Source organism: Agromyces solani, from assembly GCF_058349925.1.
In genome coordinates this window covers 827,971-847,983 of sequence record NZ_JBYRER010000001.1, presented here as the reverse complement: position 1 = coordinate 847,983, position 20,013 = coordinate 827,971, and the positions used below count along the sequence as shown (strand labels likewise).

The following is a 20,013-nucleotide window of genomic DNA, read 5'->3' as shown; positions in this document are numbered from 1 at the left end:
CTCAGTGCTCCGTTCTTCCGATGCCGCAGCGGTCGAGGAAGTCACGGCGGATGCGGTCGTCGTCCCGCACGACGCCGGCGAGCGCGCTCGTGACCGTGCGGGTGCCGGGCGCCTGCACGCCGCGCAGCGACATGCACAGGTGCTCGGCCTCGATCACGACGCCGACGCCCTCGGGCTCGAGCACCTCGACGAGCCGGTCGGCGACCTGCCGGGTGAGCCGCTCCTGCACCTGCAGGTCGCGGGCGTACTGCTCGACGACGCGAGCGAGCTTCGACAGGCCGATGATGCGGTCGCCCGGGACGTACCCGAGGTGGGCGACCCCTCGGAAGGGCAGCAGGTGGTGCTCGCAGAGCGAGTCGAACGGGATGTCGCGGACGACGACGAGTTCGCCGTACCCCTCGCCGGGAAACGTCGTCGGCGTGAACGGGCGCGGCGAGAGCAGCTCGATGTAGGCGTCCGCCACGCGGCGGGGGGTCTCGGCGAGATGCTCGCTCTCGACGTCGCGCCCGAGCGCGACGAGCAGTGCCCGCACGGCGTCGATCGCGCCGTCGCGATCGATGGCGTGCGCCGCCTCGTCGGCGGTGACGGCGTGGAGCCTCGGCGCCTCGGCGGCGAATTCGATCGACGACATGTGTGTTCCTCCCGGGCCCCTCGATGCCGAGGCTAGGCCGGTGCCATTCTTTTGTCAATATTTCCTGCATTTAGAGATAGGATCGAGCCATGGCCACCCCAGCGCAGGGCGAGACCGAGGCGATCCGGGCGGCCGGCGCACTCGCCGACCCGGCCCGTCGCCGCGTGTACCACCTCGTCGCGTCGGCTCCCGAGGCGGTCGGGCGCGATCACGTCGCCGAGGCCCTCGACCTGCCCCGGTCGACCGCCGCCTTCCACCTCGACCGGCTGGTCGACGCGGGGCTGCTCACGACCGAGTCCCGCCGCCTCACCGGACGCACCGGGCCGGGCGCCGGTCGCCCTGCGAAGCTCTATCGACGCGCCGACGACGAGATCGCCCTGACCATTCCGACGAGACTGTACGAGCTCGGCGGCAGTGTCATGGCCGAGGCCATCGGCCGCGCCGTCGACGACGGGGTACCCGTGCGCGACGCGCTCCGCGAAGCGGCCGAGCAGGCCGGGCGGCGGTTGGCCGAGGCATCCGACGATCTCACCGTGGCACTCGGCGACGCCGGGTTCGAACCGCGCACCGACGGCGACGACGGCGTCGTGCTCGGCACCTGCCCGTTCCACCGGCTGGCGCGCGCGCATCCCGGCGTGGTGTGCGAACTCAACCACTCCCTCGTGTGCGGCATGGCGGGCTCGACAGGCTCCGACCCGGCACGCGTACGGCTCGATCCCGGCGCGGGGGCGTGCTGCATCCGCATCGTCGGCGCGCCGCATTGAAGCACCGTCCACACGACTCACAGGCAGGTTTCAGCAAACGTCAAGAGAATCGAGCCATGAGCGACGGACCTCGCATTCTCATCGTCGATGACGAGCCCAACATCCGCGACCTCCTCACCACCAGCCTGCGATTCGCGGGCTTCGCGGTGCGCGCCGTCGGCAACGGTGCGCAGACCATCTCGGCCGTGCTCGAGGAGGAGCCCGACCTCATCATCCTCGACGTCATGCTGCCCGACATGAACGGCTTCGGCGTCACCAAGCGCCTCCGCTCCGCCGGCTACACGGCGCCGATCCTCTTCCTCACCGCGAAGGACGACACGGAGGACAAGATCACCGGCCTCACCGTCGGCGGCGACGACTACGTGACCAAGCCCTTCTCGCTCGACGAGATCGTCGCCCGCATCAAGGCCATCCTGCGCCGCACGATGCACGCGGAGGAGGACGCGGTCATCCGCACCGGCGAACTGACGATGGACCAGGACACCCACGAGGTGCTCGTCGGCGACGTGCCGGTCGAGCTCTCCCCCACCGAGTTCAAGCTGCTCCGCTACCTCATGCTGAACCCCAACCGGGTGCTGTCGAAGGCGCAGATCCTCGACCACGTCTGGGAGTACGACTTCAACGGCGACGCCGGGATCGTCGAGAGCTACATCTCCTACCTGCGTCGCAAGCTCGACCAGCACTCGACCGAGCCGCTCATCCAGACCAAGCGCGGCTTCGGCTACATGCTGAAGAGCTCCAAGCCCTGACTCAGGTTCCGCCGCCTAGACTCGCCCAGCCATGAATCAGACGATGTTCGAGCGGTGGAACCGCATCTCACTGCGCACCAAGATCACGGGTGTGACGGTGCTCATGCTGACGCTCGGACTGCTCGTCTCCGGCATCGGCACGGCGGCGATGCTGCGCTCGTACGTCGAGGACCAGATGGAGTCGAAGCTCCAGTCGCTCGCGTCGGGCGACGGGCTCTCGAAGTACTTCGAGATCGACAGCGACCGGCCCAGGGCGCAGACGAACCTCAACCAGCTCGACTTCAGCGCGAGCGACGACGTGTTCGTCGCGATCTACACGTCGAGCGGCGAGTTCCTCCGCAGCAACTGGGAGGACCGCCCCGAGGCGGAGTGGCCGAAGATCCCGTCGACGCTCACCCAGGCGAAGGTCACCTCGCTCAACAACGGCCATTACGAGATCTTCGCGCTCGACGACGCCGACGACAACGCGACGTTCCGCGCCGTGAGCACGCTCATGACCGCCGACTCCCACGGCACCCTCGTGCCGATCATGATCGCCATCTCGTCGAAGGACACCGAGCGCCTCCTCGCCGTCTACCTCACCATCTTCTTCGGCTTCGGGCTCGGCGTCGTGCTCGTCGGAGCCCTGCTCACCCGCATGCTCGTGACGAGCACGTTCGCGCCGCTGCGCGAGGTCGAGCGCACCGCCGCGGCCATCGCCGACGGCGACTTCAGCCAGCGACTCGGCGGTGCCACCCCGAACACCGAGGTCGGCCGGCTGAACCGCTCGCTCAACACGATGCTCAACCGCATCGACCGCGCGTTCCGCGACCGCGCGCGCACGATCGACCAGATGCGCCGCTTCGTGGGCGACGCCTCGCACGAGCTGCGCACGCCGCTCGTCTCGGTGCGCGGCTACGCCGAGCTCTACCGCATGGGCGCGCTGCAGTCGCCCGAAGAGGTCGGCCAGGCGATGGAGCGCATCGAGAAGGAGGCCATCCGCATGGGCGGCCTCGTCGAGGACCTCCTCGCCCTCGCCCGCCTCGACGAGGCGAAGCCGCTCGAACTCGCCGAGGTCGACCTCGTCCCCCTCGCCCGCGACGCGGCCCTCGACACCATGGCGGCGCATCCCGACCGCACCGTCACCGTGATCGCGCCCGAGGCGGGCACCGTCGAGGATGCCTCGGAGCCCGTGGAGCTCGCCGTCGACCTCGATCAGTCGCCCATGCGCTCCACGGGTGCGATCGCCTTCGCCGGAGCCACCCTCGCGCGGCTCCGCGGACGACGGCTCGCTCCGGCCGCCCGGCGCACGTCCTCGCGAGGGGCCGGGCGCGAGGCGCAGCGCCGTCGCCAGCTCGACGCCGCCGGCGTCGACCGCGAGGCGTCCGAGGCGCGCACGGACGCGGCCGGATCGACGGGTCCCGCACCGACGATGCCGGTGCCGATCGGCTCCGGTGCCCCTGCTCCGGTGCAGCGCGCGATCGTCCTCGCCGAGGAGAACAAGATCCGCCAGGTGATCACGAACCTGATGGGCAACGCCATGCGGTTCACGACCGACGGCTCGCCCATCGAGATCCGGGTGAGCATCGATCCGGTCGAGGAGCGGGCGATGGTCGAGGTCATCGACCACGGCGAGGGCATCCCGCCGCAGATCCGCGAGAAGATCTTCCAGCGCTTCTGGCGCGCCGACACCTCCCGCACGCGCGAGACGGGCGGCTCCGGTCTCGGCCTCGCGATCGTCTCGTCGATCGTCGCCGCGCACAACGGCACGGTCGACGTCGTGGAGACCCCCGGGGGCGGTGCGACCTTCCGCGTCATGCTTCCGCTGGCGGGGTCCGCCGCAGCGCCGCAGCCGATCACCGAGGACTGATCCGCTCGACGACCCGTCCTCGACAGACGGCACCGGTTGCGATCGGTCCACGGTCGCTCGCGCGCCCTCGGGACCGCCTCGACGCCCGCCTAGCGTTGGGGTACACCCAACGAGAGGAATGCCGATGACCAGCTACCACGTCGACGCCGACCAGGTCGCCGCCGCCACCCGGACCGTGCAGGGCACGATCGGTCGCATCCAGTCCGACGTCGCCGCCCTCATGTCGCAGCTCACCGGGCTGCAGTCGTCGTGGTCGGGCCAGGCCTCGTCCGCCTTCCAGGGCGCGGTCGCCGACTGGCGGGCGACCCAGTCGCAGGTGGAGCAGAGCCTCGTCGGCCTCAACCAGGCCCTCGGCCTCGCCGCCACCCAGTACGCCGACGCCGAGCAGGCGAACGCCCGGCTGTTCCTGCGCTGACTCCGCTCCCGCGGGCGAGCCGTTCGTCCCGGCTCAGCCCGCGGTCGCGACGAGGTGGTTCGCCAGCTCGACGATCGACTGCCGGGCGGCGGCGAAGTCGACGCCCTCGGGCAGGTAGGTCACCGTGTCGGGCGGAACCTCGGGGAACGAGATCCGCAGCCAGTCCCGGTCGAGCCGCAGGTCGAGCACGCAGGGCTCCGATTCGTCGGCGCAGCGGAGCACGGCGTCGTCCTCGTCGAGCCCCTCGACCGCGACCGCGGTGCCACCCGCGGCGAGCCATGCCTCGCGCTCGAGCAGGTAGCGCCAGTCGCCGCCGGGCAGGTATGCCACCCGCCCGAAGTCCGCATCCCGGTCGGCGAAACCGATGGAGCACCGGAGGGCACCGACGGTCGTCATCGCGTACCAGTACTGGCCGATGCGGGGCCCGTCCCAGTTCGGGCCGAACCGGAGCCCCGGGAGGCCGGTGATCTGCTCGACCTCCTCGGGAGTCTCGAGTCGTCCGCACTCGGAGATGTCGACGGCGGACGTCGGCGGCTTCCACACGGCCGACGGTTCGCCCGCCGCCGCGACCGCGTCGACGACGTCGTCGGTGATCGCGGTGAACTCCGCGGCCAGCGATGCCTCGGTGTCGTGCTCGTCGAGGACGATGCCGTCGACCTGGAGCACGATCCACGATCCGGCGAGCCAGCCGTGCAGCTCGCAGAACCCGTCGACCTCGAAGAGCACGCAGCGGGGGCCGAGCGCCGTCGCGCCGTACGGGGCAGGCAGGCCGGAGCCCGCATAGGTGGACACGTAGTCGAGCGCGGCTTCCTCGGCGCCCGGGAGGATCTGCAGTTTCGCGGACTGCGCCCGCTCGGCCGGCCCCGTCCACGTGCCGGCTGCACTTCCGTCGTCCCAGGTGCACTCCAGTGCGCCGAGCTGCGCACCGGCCGAGGCGTCGGGCGATGCGATCGCACCGAGGTCGACCGATCGAACCTCGGCGACGCCGTCGCCGAGGAACCCGGCGATCGTCTCGAGCGGCAGCACCTCGTCGCAGTCGATCCCGAGTCGCGGCATCGGCGCGTCGATCGGTGCCGGGGCGGGCGATGCCGACCCGGTTGCGGACGGCTCGACGGTCTCGGCGGGCTCCGCGGACTCCGCGACCGTGCAGCCGGTGAGCAGGACGACGATCGCAGTGGCCACGACGACGCCGGGTCGCCGCCGCAGGGCGGTGCTGTGCATGGCCTCACCCTACTGAGGACGACACGCCGAGCCGGCCCTCGTCCGATCACGATTCAGCCACGAGCCGGTCGAGCTGCCCCGGCGGGCACGCACGACGAAGGGCGCCTCCCGGAGGAGGCGCCCTTCGCGCTGATGCTCGGACTGCTTAGAAGTCCATGCCACCCGTCGGGTCGCCGACCGGAGCCGGGTTCTTCTCGGGCTTGTCGGCGACGACGGCCTCGGTGGTGAGGAAGAGGCCGGCGATCGAGGCCGCGTTGAGCAGCGCCGAACGGGTCACCTTCACCGGGTCGTTGATGCCCGCCTCGAGCATGTCGACGTACTCGCCGGTCGCGGCGTTGAGGCCCTGGCCGGTCGGGAGGTTGCGCACCTTGTCGACGACGACGCCCGGCTCGAGACCTGCGTTGAGCGCGATCTGCTTGAGCGGCGCGTCGATCGCGACGCGGACGATGTTCGCACCGGTCGCCTCGTCGCCCGAGAGCTCGAGCTTCTCGAAGGCGGTCTTGCCGGCCTGGATGAGGGCGACGCCACCACCGGCGACGATGCCCTCCTCGACGGCGGCCTTCGCGTTGCGGACGGCGTCCTCGATGCGGTGCTTGCGCTCCTTGAGCTCGACCTCGGTGGCCGCGCCCGCCTTGATGACGGCGACGCCGCCGGCGAGCTTGGCGAGGCGCTCCTGGAGCTTCTCGCGGTCGTAGTCACTGTCGGTGTTGTCGATCTCCTTGCGGATCTGCGCGACGCGACCGGCGATGGCCTCCTCGTCACCGGCACCCTCGACGATGGTCGTCTCGTCCTTGGTGATGATGACCTTGCGGGCCTGGCCGAGCAGGTCGAGGGTGACGTTCTCGAGCTTGAGGCCGACCTCCTCCGAGATGACCTGGCCGCCGGTGAGGATGGCGATGTCCTGGAGCTGCGCCTTGCGGCGGTCGCCGAAGCCCGGGGCCTTGACGGCGACCGACTTGAAGATGCCGCGGATCTTGTTCACGATCAGGGTCGCGAGGGCCTCGCCGTCGACGTCCTCGGCGATGATGAGCAGCTGCTTGCCGGTCTGGATCACCTTGTCGACGATGGGCAGCAGGTCCTTGATGTTCGAGACCTTGCTGTTGACGATCAGGATGTACGGGTCCTCGAAGACCGCCTCCTGGCGCTCGGGGTCGGTGACGAAGTACGCCGACAGGTAGCCCTTGTCGAAGCGCATGCCCTCGGTCAGCTCGAGCTCGGTGCCGAAGGTGTTCGACTCCTCGACGGTGACGACGCCCTCCTTGCCGACCTTGTCGATCGCCTCGGCGATGAGCGCACCGATCTGCTCGTCGGCGGCCGAGATCGAAGCCGTGGCGGCGATCTCCTCCTTGGTCTCGACCTCCTTCGCGCTCGAGAGCAGCTCGGCCTCGACGGCCTGGACGGCCTTCTCGATGCCGCGCTTCAGCGAGATGGGGTCGGCGCCGGCGGCGACGTTGCGGAGGCCCTCGCGGACGAGCGCCTGGGCGAGGACGACCGAGGTCGTGGTGCCGTCACCAGCGACGTCGTCGGTCTTCTTGGCGACCTCCTTGACGAGCTCGGCGCCGATCTTCTCGTACGGGTCGTCGAGCTCGATCTCCTTGGCGATCGACACGCCGTCGTTCGTGATCGTGGGGGCGCCCCACTTCTTCTCGAGCACGACGTTGCGACCGCGCGGGCCGAGGGTCACCTTGACCGCGTCGGCGAGCGTGTTGAGGCCACGCTCGAGGCCGCGGCGGGCCTCTTCGTCGAAAGCAATGATCTTTGCCATGTGTGTCTCTCGTCCCTTCTCGGACGTTTCAAAGATTCGTGGTTTAGCACTCAAAACGAGTGAGTGCTAAGAAGATTCTGGCACTCTCGTGCTGGGAGTGCAAGCGAGCACGGGGCCGCGCAGCACGCTCCGGGCGAACACGTCCGCCGCGCGCCGGCGACTCACTGCGAGAAGCCGACCGAACCCGACTCCGGCACCAGTTCGATCCACGTGTTGCCCGGCGCGAGCCGCATGGGCGATCCGTCGGCGGCGGTGAGCACGATGGGGGCGGCGCTCGAGTCCTTCTTCCAGGTGCCGTGCGCCGTACGGCCCGCCACCGACACCCACGCCTCCCCCGAGCCGACCATGACGGTCTTCGGAACCTCGCCATAGCGCCAGTCGATGCCGACGCGCATCGTGACGACGTTCGTCGCGCGCACGCGCTCGCCGCCCTCCTGCGTGTCGGGCGTCCCCTCCTGCGAGCGCAGCCACATGGCGGCCCCCTCATCCCAGTCCCACGAGGGGTTGCGCGCCTCCGAGAACACGAGCGCGATCTTCGACGTCGGCGCCGCCTCGAGGGCGGGGTCGGCGAGCGGGTCGGCGGTGCCGTAGGCGAACTGCACGTCGGGCGGCGACAGCTTCGCGTTGCGGGCCACGGCCTCCTTCGAGCGGAGGATGACGTCGTGCGGTCCCGGCCGTTCGTCCGCCCGGAAGAAGAGCCCGGTCTCGTCGTAGTCGAACACGATGTTCTCGAGCGGCGTCGCCATCATCATCGCGACGAACTGGTCCTGTCCGCCGGAGTACGCGATGATCCCGCCGAGCGGCGTCGCGATGTCGGGGTCCATCGGGCGGATCGACCGTACCGGCCCGACGGTGTCGGGCACGTCGGAATGCCAGACGGCGAAGTAGCGGGTGAGGCCGCCCTCGACGAGCTCCTCGAAGACGAGGTCGGTGCGATTGAGCGCGATCTGCGGGCGCGCCTCCTCGTGGTCGTCGATCTTCACCGCGAGCGAGGGACGCGGGGGCGCCGCCGGATCGGTCGGCGTGCCGCGAAGCGGCGAGAACGCGATCGGGACGGCCTCCGAGCTCCCGGCGGGGCGCTGCTCGGCGGTCGGCGCGGGCGTCTCGGTCGGTTCAGGCCGAGGCCCCTGGCAGGCCGTGGTCAGCAGCGCCGCGGCCGCGAGCACGACGGCGACGACCGTGCGTCGAGCGCCAGGGCGAACCCCCTTCACCATGCCGTCATCGTAGCCACGGCGCCGTCGCCAGGCCCACGATCGGACGCGGACACGCCGGAGCCGGCGCCTGCGTAACGCCGCGAGTTCCGGCCCCGGACGCACCGAACGCGCCGCCGATCCGGCGACGCGTTCGGAACGCTCGGATGTCGCTCAGGCGGGACGCACCGCCTCGGCCTGCGGCCCCTTCGCCCCGGCGCCGACCTCGAAGACGACCTGCTGGCCCTCTTCGAGCACCTTGTAGCCGGCCATGTCGATGGCCGAGTAGTGCACGAAGACGTCCTGGCCGCCGTCGTCGACGGTGATGAAGCCGTATCCCTTTTCAGCGTTGAACCACTTGACGGTTCCGTTCGCCATGCGTTGCTCCCATAACTGCAGTGTGTCGATCAGCACGTGCCTGTCGCCTGTACCGGGCCGACTCGGCACGCTGTCGCGCGACGCCAGGCTCCTGGCATCCGCACGGGCTCGAGCGACCAATTCCAGATACTCACAGACGCGACATCCCGTGCACAAGAGGGGTGCCGCAACGAATGGTCGCAGAATGGCAACGATTCGACCGAACGGTCAGCCGGCCGACGCCTCCGCGTAGTCCGAGCCGAGTACGACCACGAGCGGGGTCCCCGTCTCGGCGAACGTCTCCGAGAGTCGCACGTCGGCGCCGGGCAGGAGCCCGGCGACCCCGCGGGCCGCTCCCTCGAGGTCGGCCGTCGCGTAGTACACCACGGTGGTGGTGAGGTCGTTCTCGCTGGCGTTCGCGGCGGCGCCGACCGTGACGCCGCCGGCCGTGAGGGCCTCGCTCGCCTTGGCGGCGAGTCCCGCCGTCGTCGTCCCGTTGAGCACGGTCACCGGGATCGGGGCGATCGTCGGCTCGGCCGTCGCCACCGGCGATGCCGAGGGCGTCGCCTCGGGTCCTCCCGACATGTTCAACCGGTCGTTGAAGACCATGACGGCGACGATGCCGATGCCGGCCAGCACGACGGTCGCGAGCACGGCCCAGCCGAACCGGATCCACTTCGCACCCCGGCGGGCGGGAGCGCGGTGCGCGCCGACGCGGTCGATGCCGTGCGGGATCGAGTCGAAGCGGTCGCGGGGGAACTTCTGCGCCATGGGGTCCAGATCGGGTCGGGGCCGCGCTCAGTCGAGCGGTCGGCCGAGGGAGAGCGAACGTTGCGATCGCGCCGCCCGGCGCGCCGACCGCAGCCGTTGCAGTCGCTTGACGAGCATCGGGTCGTGGCGGAGGGCCGCCGGCGAATCGATGAGTTCGCCGAGGATCCGATAGTAACGGGCGGCGGAGATCCCGAACTCCTCGCGGATCGCCTCGGCCTTGCGGGCCGGCTGCTGCCATGCGCGCGCCTCGAAGGCGAGCACGCGCACCTGGCGATCGTCGAGCGGGTCGTCGTCGGGGCGGTGCGGCACGCGCTCGGCGCTCATCCGATCCTCCCGTCGCGCGAGCCGGGGCGGCCCGCCTGCAGCACATCCTAGGCAACGCGCGCCGGGAGGCCGCCGCACGGCGACGTGTGTCCTCGTGGAACACCCGGCCGTCGTGGGGCGTTGCATCGGATGTCGTCGCACCCTCCGGGAACTGCGACGATGGAACCATCACGCGAACGAGAGGAGCGCCCATGTCACACCCCGTGCAGAAGAGCGATGAGGAGTGGCGCGCGGAACTCGACCCCGCGCGATACTCGGTGCTCCGCGAGGCGGCGACCGAGCGGCCGTGGTCGGGCGAACTGCTCGACGAGGAGCGCGCGGGCGTCTACACCTGCGGCGCCTGCGGCGCGGAGCTCTTCAAGAGCGGCACGAAGTTCGACTCGGGCTGCGGCTGGCCGAGCTTCTACGAGTCGGTGCGCCCCGAGGCGGTCGAGCTCATCGAGGACCGCTCGCTGGGCATGGTGCGGACGGAGGTCCGCTGCGCGGCCTGCGGCTCGCACCTCGGTCACGTCTTCCCCGACGGGTTCGGCACGCCCACGGGCGACCGCTACTGCATGAACTCGCTCGCGCTCGGCTTCACCCCCGAGCCGCGGTGACGACGGGTTCGGCTCGCCGGGCGGCGCTCCAGCGCCGCTCGGCCCCCAAGGTGACGGATGCCTCGCCCGACGACGCGGAACTGCTCGCGCTGCTCGAGGCGGCGGAGCGGGTGGCCGACCATGCCGGGCTCCGGCCCTGGCGAACGATCGCGCTCCGCGGTGCCGCGCGCGAACGGCTCGGCGCCGCGCTCGCCGCGGCGTCCGGACTGGAGGGGCCTGCGGCGGACAAGCTCGCGGCCAAGCCGCTTCGGGCGCCGCTCCTGATCGCGCTCGTCGTTCGACGGACCTTGCACCCGAAGGCGGCCGAGTGGGAGCAGGACGCGGCGGCGGCCGGGGTCGGGCACCTGCTGAGCCTGCTGCTGGACGAGGCCGGATGGGGCGTCATGTGGCGCACCGGCCCCCATACGAGGCATCCGGCCGTCGCGGAGATGCACGGGCTCGCCCCGAACGAGCAGCTGCTCGGGTGGCTCTACGTCGGCGGCCGCGACGGTGAGCGGGCGCCCCGCCGACCGTCGGAACCGCCTCGGTTCAGTTCGCTCGACTGACCTCGCCGGGCCGCGCGACACCCTCGGAGCGGTGCCGGTGACGCGACCATCGGATCGAGGCGACCGCGACGGCGGCGAGCGCGAGCAGCGTGCCGCCGATCGTCGCGGCGTCGACGGCGCGGCCGGTCGGCAGGAGGAGGTCGAGCGCCAGTGCGCCGGCGAGCTGCCCGGCGACGCCGCAGAGGGCGAGCAGGAGCACGCCGACCACGCGGACGACGAGTGCCTGGCCCGCGATGAACACGCACCCGATCGCGCCGCCCGCGTAGAGCCAGGGTTCGCTCGGCATGCGCTCGGGCCAGCCGGCCGCGGTGCCGTGCGCGACCGCCACGACGACGAGGGCGACCGTGCCGACCGCGAAGTTGACGAACGCCGCGGTGAGGGCGCTCGACGCCTCGGCCTTGACGCGGCCGTTGACCGCCTGCTGCCAGGCGACCGCGAGGCCTGCTGCGAATGGCAGCAGCATGAGGGCGAGCGGCACGTCGTGGGCGAGCTGCGCCGAGACGGCCCAGCCGATCGCGGCCAGTGCGAGCAGCGCACCGAGCACCCGCGTCGGCGACAGCGGCCGGCGCCCGCCCGGGCCGAGCCCCGCGAGGTCGAACACGATGCCGCCGATGGTCTGCCCCGCCACGATCGCGACCGTGAACATCGCAACGCCGAGGATGCCGGCCGACAGCCCCTGCGTCGTGACGAACCAGGCCCCGCTCAACCCGCCGAGCACCATCCACCAGGCGAGCCGGCGCGTACGGAGCGCGTCCGTCACCCGAGCGAGCCCGAGCCGCCCCGGACGCCACACGCAGAGGGCCACGACGAGGATCACGAGTCCCGAACCGAACGAGATCGCGGCCGCCGCGAACGGATCGCCGAGGTCGGCCGCGAGCGCTCCGTTGACCCGCGACTGCAACGCGGTGCAGGCACCGAACACGATCGCCAGCACGACGGCGATCCAGCGCGGCATGCGCGTGCGCTCGGCGTGCTGGTGCGGCTGGTGCACGTCGGCGGAATGCTCGGTCAAGAGCCGACTGCGGGACTTGAACCCGCAACCCCCGTATTACAAGTACGGTGCGCTACCAATTGCGCCAAGCCGGCATGGCCCGTCGACGCCGGGCCTCGACAATCCTACTCGGCGCGCGGAGACGACGGAGGCCCGGCGCGCATGCGCCGGGCCTCCGCGGGATCGGGACCGATCAGCCCGCGGGCGTCGGGGTGGGCGTCGGGGTCGAGTTCGACTCCGAGAAGGCCTGACCGGTCGCCTGGAGCACGAACGACTGGAACTCGGCGGGGTCGGTCAGCGAGCCCACGTACTGCTGGCCGTTGACGAGCACGGTCGGCGTGCCCTTGATCGACTCGAGCTCGGAGTTCGGCACCGGCTGGGTGAGGGCCCGCTCGGTGGCCTTCTGCACCCACGGGTGGAACTGCTTGTCGTCGATGCAGCTGTTGACGGTCGAGGGCGACGCGACGCCGGCCTGCTTCGCGTACTCCTTCAGCTCGTCGTTCGTGAGCCCGGCCGTGCCCTCTTCGGGCTGGTTCTCGAACAGCAGCGCGTTGAAGTCGAGGAACGCCTCGGGCGAGGAGTCGGCGACGCACGCGGCGGCGTTCGCCGCCCGCAGCGAGTACTGGGTGCCGGCGGAGCGGTTCGTGAGGATGGCGAGCGGGTGCGTCTCGAGCGTCGCGGCGCCCTGCTCGACCATCGTGCGGATGGCCTCGCCGTTCGTCGTCTCGAACTGGCCGCAGAAGGGGCACAGGTAGTCGACGTAGACGACGATGTTCGCGACGGTGCCGCTGTCGTCCTGTTCGGTGGGCGTCGGCGTCGCCCCGGCGGCGAGCGCCGGGGTCTCGACCGGGGTGATCGTGCCGTCGGCACCCGTGAGCAGGATGCCGTCGCTCGCCATGTTGGCGGGGCCCGGGCCTGCCGGCTTCACGCTGTTGAAGATGAGCGTGCCCACGAGGGCTGCGACGGCGATGACCGCCACGATGATTCCGCCCTGGAGCAGCACCTTGTTGCGGCGGTCGCGCTTCTTCTGCGCCTCGCGAAGCTCGCGCGCCTTCTCGCGCGCAGCCTCCCGCTGCTGATTACGGGTGGGGCGTGGCTGGTTCGATCCGCCATTGCTCATCGATGGTCACTCCGGTCGCTGTGTGGGCGCGCCAAACCGAGGGGCGCACGTGAACACGATAGTAGGAGCGGCGTCTGGGAATCACCCAAACGGGAGCCGGACGCCGGCCGAGCACACGCCCTCGCGTCACCACGGCTGCCGCGTCGACTCCCCCGCGCACGCGGCCCCGAGGCATCCGCCTCCGTGGACGGAGCACACGCTCGCGCATGCGATACTGAGGAGGCGTCATCGTCGACGCGCTTCCATTCACTACGGATCGTCCGGCACGTACCTGCCGGTGAAGGAGAGAAATCAACATGGCGTCAGTCACGTTCGACAAGGCCACCCGCCTCTACCCGGGCGGCACCCGCCCCGCGGTCGACCAGCTCGACCTCGAGATCGCCGACGGCGAGTTCCTCGTGCTCGTCGGCCCGTCCGGCTGCGGCAAGTCCACGTCGCTCCGCATGCTCGCGGGCCTCGAAGAGGTCAACGACGGCAACATCTTCATCGGCGACCGCAACGTCACCGACGTGCCCCCGAAAGACCGCGACATCGCCATGGTCTTCCAGAACTACGCGCTCTACCCGCACATGACCGTCGCCGAGAACATGGGCTTCGCGCTCAAGATCGCGGGCGTCGGCAAGGAGGAGCGCGCCGCACGCGTCCTCGAGGCCGCGAAGCTGCTCGACCTCGAGCCGTACCTGAGCCGCAAGCCGAAGGCCCTCTCGGGCGGCCAGCGCCAGCGCGTCGCGATGGGCCGCGCCATCGTGCGCCAGCCCCAGGTCTTCCTCATGGACGAGCCGCTGTCGAACCTCGACGCCAAGCTCCGCGTGCAGACCCGCACCCAGATCGCGTCGCTCCAGCGCCGCCTCGGCGTCACCACGGTCTACGTCACGCACGACCAGACCGAGGCGCTCACCATGGGCGACCGCATCGCGGTCCTGAAGGACGGCGTGCTCCAGCAGGTCGGCACCCCGCGCGACCTCTACGAGAAGCCGAACAACGTGTTCGTCGCCGGCTTCATCGGCTCGCCCGCGATGAACCTCTTCCACGCCGACCTCGCCGAGGCGGGCGTCAAGTTCGGTTCGGCCGTCGTGCCGGTCGACCGCGACATCCTCGCCGAGACCACGAACACGATCGCCACCATCGGCGTCCGCCCCGAGGACATCGTCGTGTCGTCGACCCCCGGCGAGGGCCTCGAGGTCGACGTCGACCTCGTCGAGGAGCTCGGCGCCGACGGCTACCTGTACGGCCACTCGACCGTCGAGGGCAAGCGCACCGACATCGTCGCCCGCGTCGACGGCCGCGCGCACCCGAACGCCGGCGACAAGGTGTACCTCACCGCGACGCCGAACCACGTGCACCTCTTCGACGCGGAGTCGGGCGACCGCCTCGGCAACAAGGCCGTCGTCAGCTGACGCATCCATGACGATCGATGCCGGTCGGGCCTCGGCCCGGCCGGCATCGTCGTCTCCGGCGGGCATGGCCCGGGCCTGAGACGCCGCGCCGCCCCGCGGCATCCGCGTTTCAGGAAATGAGCCGCTCGTCAGGGCGATCCCCGCGATTCCGTCCTGAATCGCGTACGAATTCCTGAAACGGTGCGCGCACTGGAAGGATCGACGTATGAGCGGTTCCCTCTCGATCACCTCGGCGATGACCGACCCGGCGCTCCTCGACCTGCCGTGGGACCTGCCGCTGGAGGCCTGGCCGAGCGACGCCATCGCGGCGCTGCCGAAGGGCATCTCGCGCCACCTCGTGCGCTTCGCCCACCTCGGCGGCCACGTCGTCGCCATCAAGGAGACGACCGCCGAGATGGCGCGCGGCGAGTACGAGATGCTGCGCACCCTGCAGCGGCTCGAGATCCCCTGCGTCGAGCCCGTCGCGGTCATCACGAACCGCACCGACGACGAGGGCGACGAGCTCAAGCCCGTGCTCGTCACCCGGCACCTCCGCTTCTCGCTGCCCTACCGGGCGCTGTTCTCGCAGACGCTGCGCCCCGACACCGCGACCCGCCTCGTCGACGCCCTCGCGGTGCTGCTCGTGCGCCTGCACATCGTCGGGTTCTTCTGGGGCGACGTGTCGCTCTCGAACACCCTGTTCCGTCGTGACGCCGGCGCGTTCGCGGCGTACCTCGTCGACGCCGAGACGGGCAAGCTCTACGAGGGCGGCCTCTCCAACGGGCAGCGAGAGAACGACCTCGAGATCGCCCGGGTCAACATCGCGGGAGAGCTCCTCGACCTCGAGGCCGGCGGCCGGGTCGCCGACGAGCTCGACCCCGTGCGCATCTCGAACGGCATCGTCGACGCCTACCGCAAGCTCTGGAGCGAACTCACGGGCTCCGAGTCGTTCCCCGGCGCCGAGCGCTGGCGCATCACCGAGCGGGTCAACCGGCTCAACGAGCTCGGCTTCGACGTCGAGGAGCTCGCGATCAAGACGGATGCCTCGGGCACGACCGTGCGCATCCAGCCGAAGGTCGTCGACGCCGGCCACCACCAGCGACGGCTGCTGCGCCTCACGGGGCTCGACGCCGGCGAGAACCAGGCGCGGCGCCTGCTCAACGACCTCGACTCGTACCGTGCCGCGTACGGCAAGGCCGATCTCGACGAGGAGATGGTCGCGCACGAGTGGCTCATGCGGGTGTTCGAGCCGGTCGTCCGGGCGATCCCGATCGAGCTGCGCCGCAAGCTCGAGCCGGCCGAGGTGTTCCACCAGCTGCTCGAGCACCGGTGGTTCATGGCGCAGCGCGCCGGGCACGACATCCCGCTCGCCGAGGCCGTGACGTCCTACGTCAACGAGGTGCTGCGGCACCGGCGCGACGAGGCGACCGTCATCGGCCCGCCGACCGGCGCCGTGACGGCGGCGATGGAGGTCGTGCCGACCGAGACGGCGGCGATCAGCGCGATCGACCCCGACGACGAGGACGACTGGCGCCTCAAGGTCTGACGCGCCGGCCGCCGGCCGCCGCCGGCGCGGCTACTCGGCGGCGCGCAGCTTGGCGATCTCGTAGAGCGTGACCGACGCGGCGATGCCCGCGTTCAGCGACTCGGTCGAGGCGCTGATCGGGATCGACACGATCGCGTCGCACGTCTCGGCGACGAGCCGCGAGAGGCCCTTGCCCTCGCTGCCGACCACGATGACGATCGGGCGATCCGCCCAGCTGAGGCCGGGCAGCGACACGTCGCCGTCGCCGTCGAGGCCGAGCACGAAGACGCCGCGCTCCTTGAGGCTCTTGAGCGTCTGCGTGAGGTTCGCCGCCATCGCGACGGGCACGCGCGCCGCGGCACCGGCCGACGTCTTCCACGCGGCCGAGTTGACGCCCACCGAACGGCGCTGCGGCAGGATGACGCCCTGTCCGCCGAAGGCTCCGGTCGAGCGCAGGATGGCGCCGAGGTTGCGCGGGTCCGTGATGCCGTCGAGGGCGACGAGCAGCGGCGTCTCGTCGCGGGCGATCACCTCGTCGAGCAGTTCGATCGGATGCGCGTACTCGTACGGCGGCACCTTGAGCGCGAGGCCCTGGTGCACGCCGCCCTCGCCGGCGAGCCGGTCGAGCTCGGGCTTCATGACCTCGAGGATCGGGATGCCCCGGTTGGTCGCGATCTTGACGGCCTCTTTCACGCGGTCGTCCATCTCGATGCGCGCGGCGATGTAGAGGGTCGTCGCGGGGATGCGGGTGCGCAGCGCCTCGACGACCGAGTTGCGGCCCGTCACGATCTCGGACTCGTCGCCGGACTTGGCTCGGCGCGAGGCGCCGGACGCCCCGCGCGGTGCGCCGGCCTTCTGGCCCGCGACGCGGCCGCCCGGCTTGCCCTTGCCGCCCGCCGCGGCGTAGCGCTCCTGCGCCGCCTTGCGCTTGCCGGCGGGGTGCCAGGCCCGGTCCTCCGCTTTCGGGGTCGGTCCCTTGCCCTCGAGCGCCTTCCGCCCGTGCCCGCCGGTCCCGGCCTGCTTTCCGTGGCCGCCCTTGCGCACGGCTCCGGCGCGCGACTTGCCGCTGCTGCCCTTCATGATCCCAAGCTCCAATGCGTGCCGGTCTGACTGTCTTCGATGGTGATGCCCGCCTCGGCGAGCTCGGTCCGGATGCGGTCGGCGCTCGCCCAGTCCCTCGCGTCGCGGGCCGCGCGACGGTCGTCGAGCAGGCGCTCGACGAGTGAGGAGAGGGCGGATGCCGCGGGGCCGGCGTCGGCCGTGGCCCAGTGCGGGTCGCGCGGATCGAGGCCCAGCACCCCGACCATGGCGCCGACCTGGCCGTGGGCGACCGCGGCGTCGTGCAGCTCTTCGTCGTCGAGCGCCTGGTTGCCGGCTCGGACGGTGTCGTGCAGCACGGCGAGTGCCTGCGGGACGCCGAGGTCATCGTCCATCGCCTCGGCGAACGCGGCCGGCACCTCGGGGGCGCCGACGCCCGCGAAGCGCGTGCCGGCGAGCCGCCGCTCGACGCGCTGCAGGAACGTTCGGATGCGATCGACGGCGGCCTCGGCCTCGGCCAGCGAGCCGGGCGTGTAGTCGAGGGTCGAGCGGTAGTGCGCCTGCCCGAGCATGTAACGGACGGCGATCGGCGAGGCCAGCCCGAGGAGCTCGGCCGCGTAGACCGAGTTGCCGAGCGACTTCGACATCTTCTGCCCGCCGACGTTCACGAGCCCGTTGTGCACCCAGTAGCGCGCGAAGGCCTGCCCCGCGGCGGTCGACTGGGCGAGCTCGTTCTCGTGGTGCGGGAAGCGCAGGTCGAGCCCGCCGCCGTGGACGTCGAACTCCTCACCGAGGTAGCGCGCGGCCATGGCCGAGCACTCGATGTGCCAGCCCGGCCGCCCCTCGCCCCACGGCGAGCGCCAGCCCGCCGAGGCGGGTTCGTCGGCCTTGCGCCCCTTCCACAGGGCGAAGTCGCGGGGGTCGCGCTTGCCGCGCGGGTCGGCGTCGGCCGCCGCCTCCATCTTGTCGCGCGACTGCCGGGTGAGCTCGCCGTAGGCGGGCCAGCTCGAGGTGTCGAAATAGACGTCGCCGGAGTCGTCGGCGGCGGGATAGGCGTGCCCCGACTCGATGAGGCGGGCGATCAGCTCCTGCATCTGCTGCACGCTCGCGGTCGCCCGGGGCTCGTAGGTCGGCGGGAGGATGCCGAGCTGGGCGTACCCCGCCGTGAACTCGAGCTCGACGCGGTAGGCGAGCGCCCACCACTCCTCGCCGCCCTGCTGCTCGCGGTGCGCGGCGTCGAGGATCTTGTCGTCGATGTCGGTGACGTTGCGCACGAAGGTCACGTCGTTGCCGCGGTACGCGAACCACCGACGCATGATGTCGTAGACGAGCGCACTGCGGAGGTGCCCGATGTGCGGGCTCGACTGCACGGTCGGACCGCAGACGTACATGCCGACGTGGCCCTCGCGGAGGGGCACGAAGTCGCGCAGCGTCTGGGCCTTCGAGTCGTAGAGTCGCACGGTCACCCGCCAAGCCTACCGGCGAGGTGCCGAGAACGTCGTTCGGCTCAGGCGGGCACGATCAGCGCGGTCGCGACGGCGGCGACGCCCTCGCCGCGCCCGGTGAACCCGAGCGCGTCGCTCGTCGTCGCGGCGACGCTCACGGGGGCGCCGAGCACCCGCGAGAGCAGCGCCTCGGCCTCGGCCCGGCGGGGCGCGAGCTTCGGCCGGTTGCCGACGACCTGCACGGTGACGTTGCCGATCACGAACCCGGATGCCTCGACGAGTCGCCGTGTCTCGGCGAGGAAGACCTCGCCGTGGGCGCCGGCGAAGCGGGCGTCGGCGGTGCCGAAGATCTTGCCGACGTCGCCGAGCCCCGCCGCGGCGAGCAGGGCGTCGCAGATCGCATGCGCGGCGGCATCGCCGTCGGAGTGGCCCGACAGCCCGCGCTCCCCCGGCCACTCGAGGCCGGCGAGCCACAGCGGGGTGTCGTCGCCGGCGAAGGCGTGCACATCGGTGCCGGTGCCGATGCGCGGCACCGGGGGGCGCTGCGGCGCGGGTTCGCCGACCGCCTGCTGAGCCGACTCGGCGAGCAGCTGCGCGGCCCGGTGCAGGTCGGCGGGCACGGTGATCTTGAAGGCGCGCACGTCACCGGGAACGGTGTCGACGACGAGCCCGGCCGCCGCGACCAGCGCCGCGTCGTCGGTGTACTCGGCGCGGGCGGTGCGGAAGGCGTGGTCGAGCGCCCCGCGCGGGAAGCCCTGCGGCGTCTGCACGGCCCGGAGCTCGGCGCGGTCGACGGTCTCGACCACCGATCCCGCGGCGACGCGCTTGATGGTGTCGACGACCTCGAGGGCCGGCACGATGCCGTGGCCCCGGGTGCGCACGGCGGCCTCGACCTCGTCGAAGACGAGCGCGGGGGTGAGCGGGCGGGCCGCGTCGTGCACGAGCACGGTGTCGACGGCCGAGCCGATGACCGCGAGGCCCCGGGCGACGGACTCCTGCCGCGTGGCGCCGCCGGCGACGACCTCGAGGGAGGTTCCCGCCGCGGCGACGAGCGGGGCGAGGTCGTCGCGTACCGCGTCGACCCGGTCGGCGGGCGCCACGACGACGATCGCCGGCGGCACGCGCATGGCGAGCACGCCGGCGACCGCGGTCGACAGCACGGTTCCGTCGCCGAGCGGAACGAACGCCTTCGGCTCGTCGCGGCCGAGTCTCGTTCCGCTGCCTGCGGCGACGACGATGACGGCGGTGCGCGGGGTGCTCATGTCATGAGCGTAGCCGCGCCCGCCGGGTCGTTCCGGACGGTGGTCTCGATACGGCGCTTCGCGCCTGCTCGACCGACCG

20 protein-coding genes and 1 tRNA gene are annotated in these 20,013 nt (G+C 71.5%); 8 read left to right on the top strand and 13 right to left on the bottom strand.

What is annotated here, in order from left to right; translation table 11 throughout:
• Window position 1: 1 nt before the first annotated feature.
• A complete protein-coding gene (folE, locus tag AC3RJ7_RS03905) occupies window positions 2–631 on the bottom strand; it encodes a GTP cyclohydrolase I FolE (RefSeq protein ID WP_491454513.1) in 630 nt (209 codons plus the stop codon).
• Window positions 632–720: 89 nt separating this feature from the next.
• On the opposite strand from folE, the gene AC3RJ7_RS03900 reads away from it, so the two are divergent.
• The 4 genes from AC3RJ7_RS03900 (at window position 721) to AC3RJ7_RS03885 (ending at window position 4,408) form a co-directional block, all read left to right on the top strand.
• The gene (locus tag AC3RJ7_RS03900) at window positions 721–1,395 is read left to right on the top strand and encodes a helix-turn-helix transcriptional regulator (protein ID WP_491454512.1); all 675 of its coding nucleotides are present in this window, start codon (window positions 721–723) and stop codon (window positions 1,393–1,395) included.
• 56 nt (window positions 1,396–1,451) lie between these two features.
• The gene (locus tag AC3RJ7_RS03895; protein ID WP_130353365.1) at window positions 1,452–2,144 is read left to right on the top strand and encodes a response regulator transcription factor; all 693 of its coding nucleotides are present in this window, start codon (window positions 1,452–1,454) and stop codon (window positions 2,142–2,144) included.
• A gap of 31 nt (window positions 2,145–2,175) precedes the next feature.
• Window positions 2,176–3,993, top strand: a complete 1,818-nt coding sequence (locus AC3RJ7_RS03890; protein WP_491454511.1) for a sensor histidine kinase — start codon at window positions 2,176–2,178, stop codon at window positions 3,991–3,993.
• Between the two features lie 124 nt (window positions 3,994–4,117).
• Window positions 4,118–4,408 carry a WXG100 family type VII secretion target gene (locus AC3RJ7_RS03885; RefSeq protein ID WP_491454510.1) on the top strand — a complete coding sequence of 97 codons (291 nt, stop codon included), beginning with the start codon at window positions 4,118–4,120 and terminating at the stop codon, window positions 4,406–4,408.
• A 33-nt stretch (window positions 4,409–4,441) separates the two neighbouring features.
• On the opposite strand, the gene AC3RJ7_RS03880 is transcribed toward AC3RJ7_RS03885, so the two are convergent.
• From AC3RJ7_RS03880 to AC3RJ7_RS03855, 6 genes are all read right to left on the bottom strand, one after another.
• Window positions 4,442–5,629 carry a hypothetical protein gene (locus AC3RJ7_RS03880; protein ID WP_491454509.1) on the bottom strand — a complete coding sequence of 396 codons (1,188 nt, stop codon included), beginning with the start codon at window positions 5,627–5,629 and terminating at the stop codon, window positions 4,442–4,444.
• Window positions 5,630–5,774: 145 nt separating this feature from the next.
• Window positions 5,775–7,394, bottom strand: a complete 1,620-nt coding sequence (groL, locus tag AC3RJ7_RS03875; RefSeq protein ID WP_244853078.1) for a chaperonin GroEL — start codon at window positions 7,392–7,394, stop codon at window positions 5,775–5,777.
• A 161-nt stretch (window positions 7,395–7,555) separates the two neighbouring features.
• Window positions 7,556–8,608, bottom strand: a complete 1,053-nt coding sequence (locus AC3RJ7_RS03870) for a DUF3048 domain-containing protein (protein ID WP_491454508.1) — start codon at window positions 8,606–8,608, stop codon at window positions 7,556–7,558.
• A 150-nt stretch (window positions 8,609–8,758) separates the two neighbouring features.
• On the bottom strand, window positions 8,759–8,962 hold the full coding sequence (locus AC3RJ7_RS03865; protein WP_491454507.1) for a cold-shock protein: 204 nt from the start codon (window positions 8,960–8,962) through the stop codon (window positions 8,759–8,761).
• A gap of 207 nt (window positions 8,963–9,169) precedes the next feature.
• The gene (locus AC3RJ7_RS03860; protein WP_491454506.1) at window positions 9,170–9,712 is read right to left on the bottom strand and encodes a LytR C-terminal domain-containing protein; all 543 of its coding nucleotides are present in this window, start codon (window positions 9,710–9,712) and stop codon (window positions 9,170–9,172) included.
• Window positions 9,713–9,739: 27 nt separating this feature from the next.
• Window positions 9,740–10,036 carry a DUF3263 domain-containing protein gene (locus AC3RJ7_RS03855; protein ID WP_491454505.1) on the bottom strand — a complete coding sequence of 99 codons (297 nt, stop codon included), beginning with the start codon at window positions 10,034–10,036 and terminating at the stop codon, window positions 9,740–9,742.
• A 191-nt stretch (window positions 10,037–10,227) separates the two neighbouring features.
• Here AC3RJ7_RS03855 and msrB point away from each other — a divergent pair, with 191 nt between their 5' ends.
• Both msrB and AC3RJ7_RS03845 read left to right on the top strand, forming a co-directional pair.
• On the top strand, window positions 10,228–10,632 hold the full coding sequence (msrB, locus tag AC3RJ7_RS03850; protein ID WP_491454504.1) for a peptide-methionine (R)-S-oxide reductase MsrB: 405 nt from the start codon (window positions 10,228–10,230) through the stop codon (window positions 10,630–10,632).
• A complete protein-coding gene (locus AC3RJ7_RS03845) occupies window positions 10,629–11,177 on the top strand; it encodes a nitroreductase family protein (protein ID WP_491454503.1) in 549 nt (182 codons plus the stop codon). The genes msrB and AC3RJ7_RS03845 overlap by 4 nt, the downstream gene beginning before the upstream one ends.
• On the opposite strand, the gene AC3RJ7_RS03840 is transcribed toward AC3RJ7_RS03845, so the two are convergent.
• From AC3RJ7_RS03840 to AC3RJ7_RS03830, 3 genes are all read right to left on the bottom strand, one after another.
• Window positions 11,161–12,189, bottom strand: coding sequence for a DMT family transporter (locus AC3RJ7_RS03840; protein ID WP_491454502.1), 1,029 nt, complete (start codon window positions 12,187–12,189; stop codon window positions 11,161–11,163). The genes AC3RJ7_RS03845 and AC3RJ7_RS03840 overlap by 17 nt on opposite strands.
• 1 nt (window position 12,190) lies before the next feature.
• Window positions 12,191–12,263: transfer RNA gene (locus AC3RJ7_RS03835), tRNA-Thr, on the bottom strand.
• A 98-nt stretch (window positions 12,264–12,361) separates the two neighbouring features.
• The gene (locus AC3RJ7_RS03830) at window positions 12,362–13,288 is read right to left on the bottom strand and encodes a DsbA family protein (RefSeq protein WP_491454501.1); all 927 of its coding nucleotides are present in this window, start codon (window positions 13,286–13,288) and stop codon (window positions 12,362–12,364) included.
• 296 nt (window positions 13,289–13,584) lie between these two features.
• Between AC3RJ7_RS03830 and AC3RJ7_RS03825 the strand changes: the two genes are divergently transcribed.
• Together AC3RJ7_RS03825 and AC3RJ7_RS03820 are read left to right on the top strand one after the other, a co-directional pair.
• The gene (locus AC3RJ7_RS03825; RefSeq protein ID WP_491454500.1) at window positions 13,585–14,685 is read left to right on the top strand and encodes an ABC transporter ATP-binding protein; all 1,101 of its coding nucleotides are present in this window, start codon (window positions 13,585–13,587) and stop codon (window positions 14,683–14,685) included.
• 205 nt (window positions 14,686–14,890) lie between these two features.
• The gene (locus tag AC3RJ7_RS03820) at window positions 14,891–16,210 is read left to right on the top strand and encodes a DUF4032 domain-containing protein (protein ID WP_491454499.1); all 1,320 of its coding nucleotides are present in this window, start codon (window positions 14,891–14,893) and stop codon (window positions 16,208–16,210) included.
• A 30-nt stretch (window positions 16,211–16,240) separates the two neighbouring features.
• Here AC3RJ7_RS03820 and rlmB read toward each other — a convergent pair whose 3' ends face one another.
• Genes rlmB through ispD form a run of 3 tightly spaced genes read right to left on the bottom strand, consistent with a single transcriptional unit; the run spans window position 16,241 to window position 19,934 of the window.
• On the bottom strand, window positions 16,241–17,269 hold the full coding sequence (rlmB, locus tag AC3RJ7_RS03815; protein WP_491454498.1) for a 23S rRNA (guanosine(2251)-2'-O)-methyltransferase RlmB: 1,029 nt from the start codon (window positions 17,267–17,269) through the stop codon (window positions 16,241–16,243).
• Entirely contained in the window at window positions 17,266–18,693 is a 1,428-nt protein-coding gene (gene cysS / locus AC3RJ7_RS03810; RefSeq protein WP_491454497.1) for a cysteine--tRNA ligase, read from the bottom strand. The genes rlmB and cysS overlap by 4 nt, the downstream gene beginning before the upstream one ends.
• 41 nt (window positions 18,694–18,734) lie before the next feature.
• Window positions 18,735–19,934 carry a 2-C-methyl-D-erythritol 4-phosphate cytidylyltransferase gene (ispD, locus tag AC3RJ7_RS03805; RefSeq protein WP_491454496.1) on the bottom strand — a complete coding sequence of 400 codons (1,200 nt, stop codon included), beginning with the start codon at window positions 19,932–19,934 and terminating at the stop codon, window positions 18,735–18,737.
• Between the last annotated feature and the right edge of the window lie 79 nt (window positions 19,935–20,013).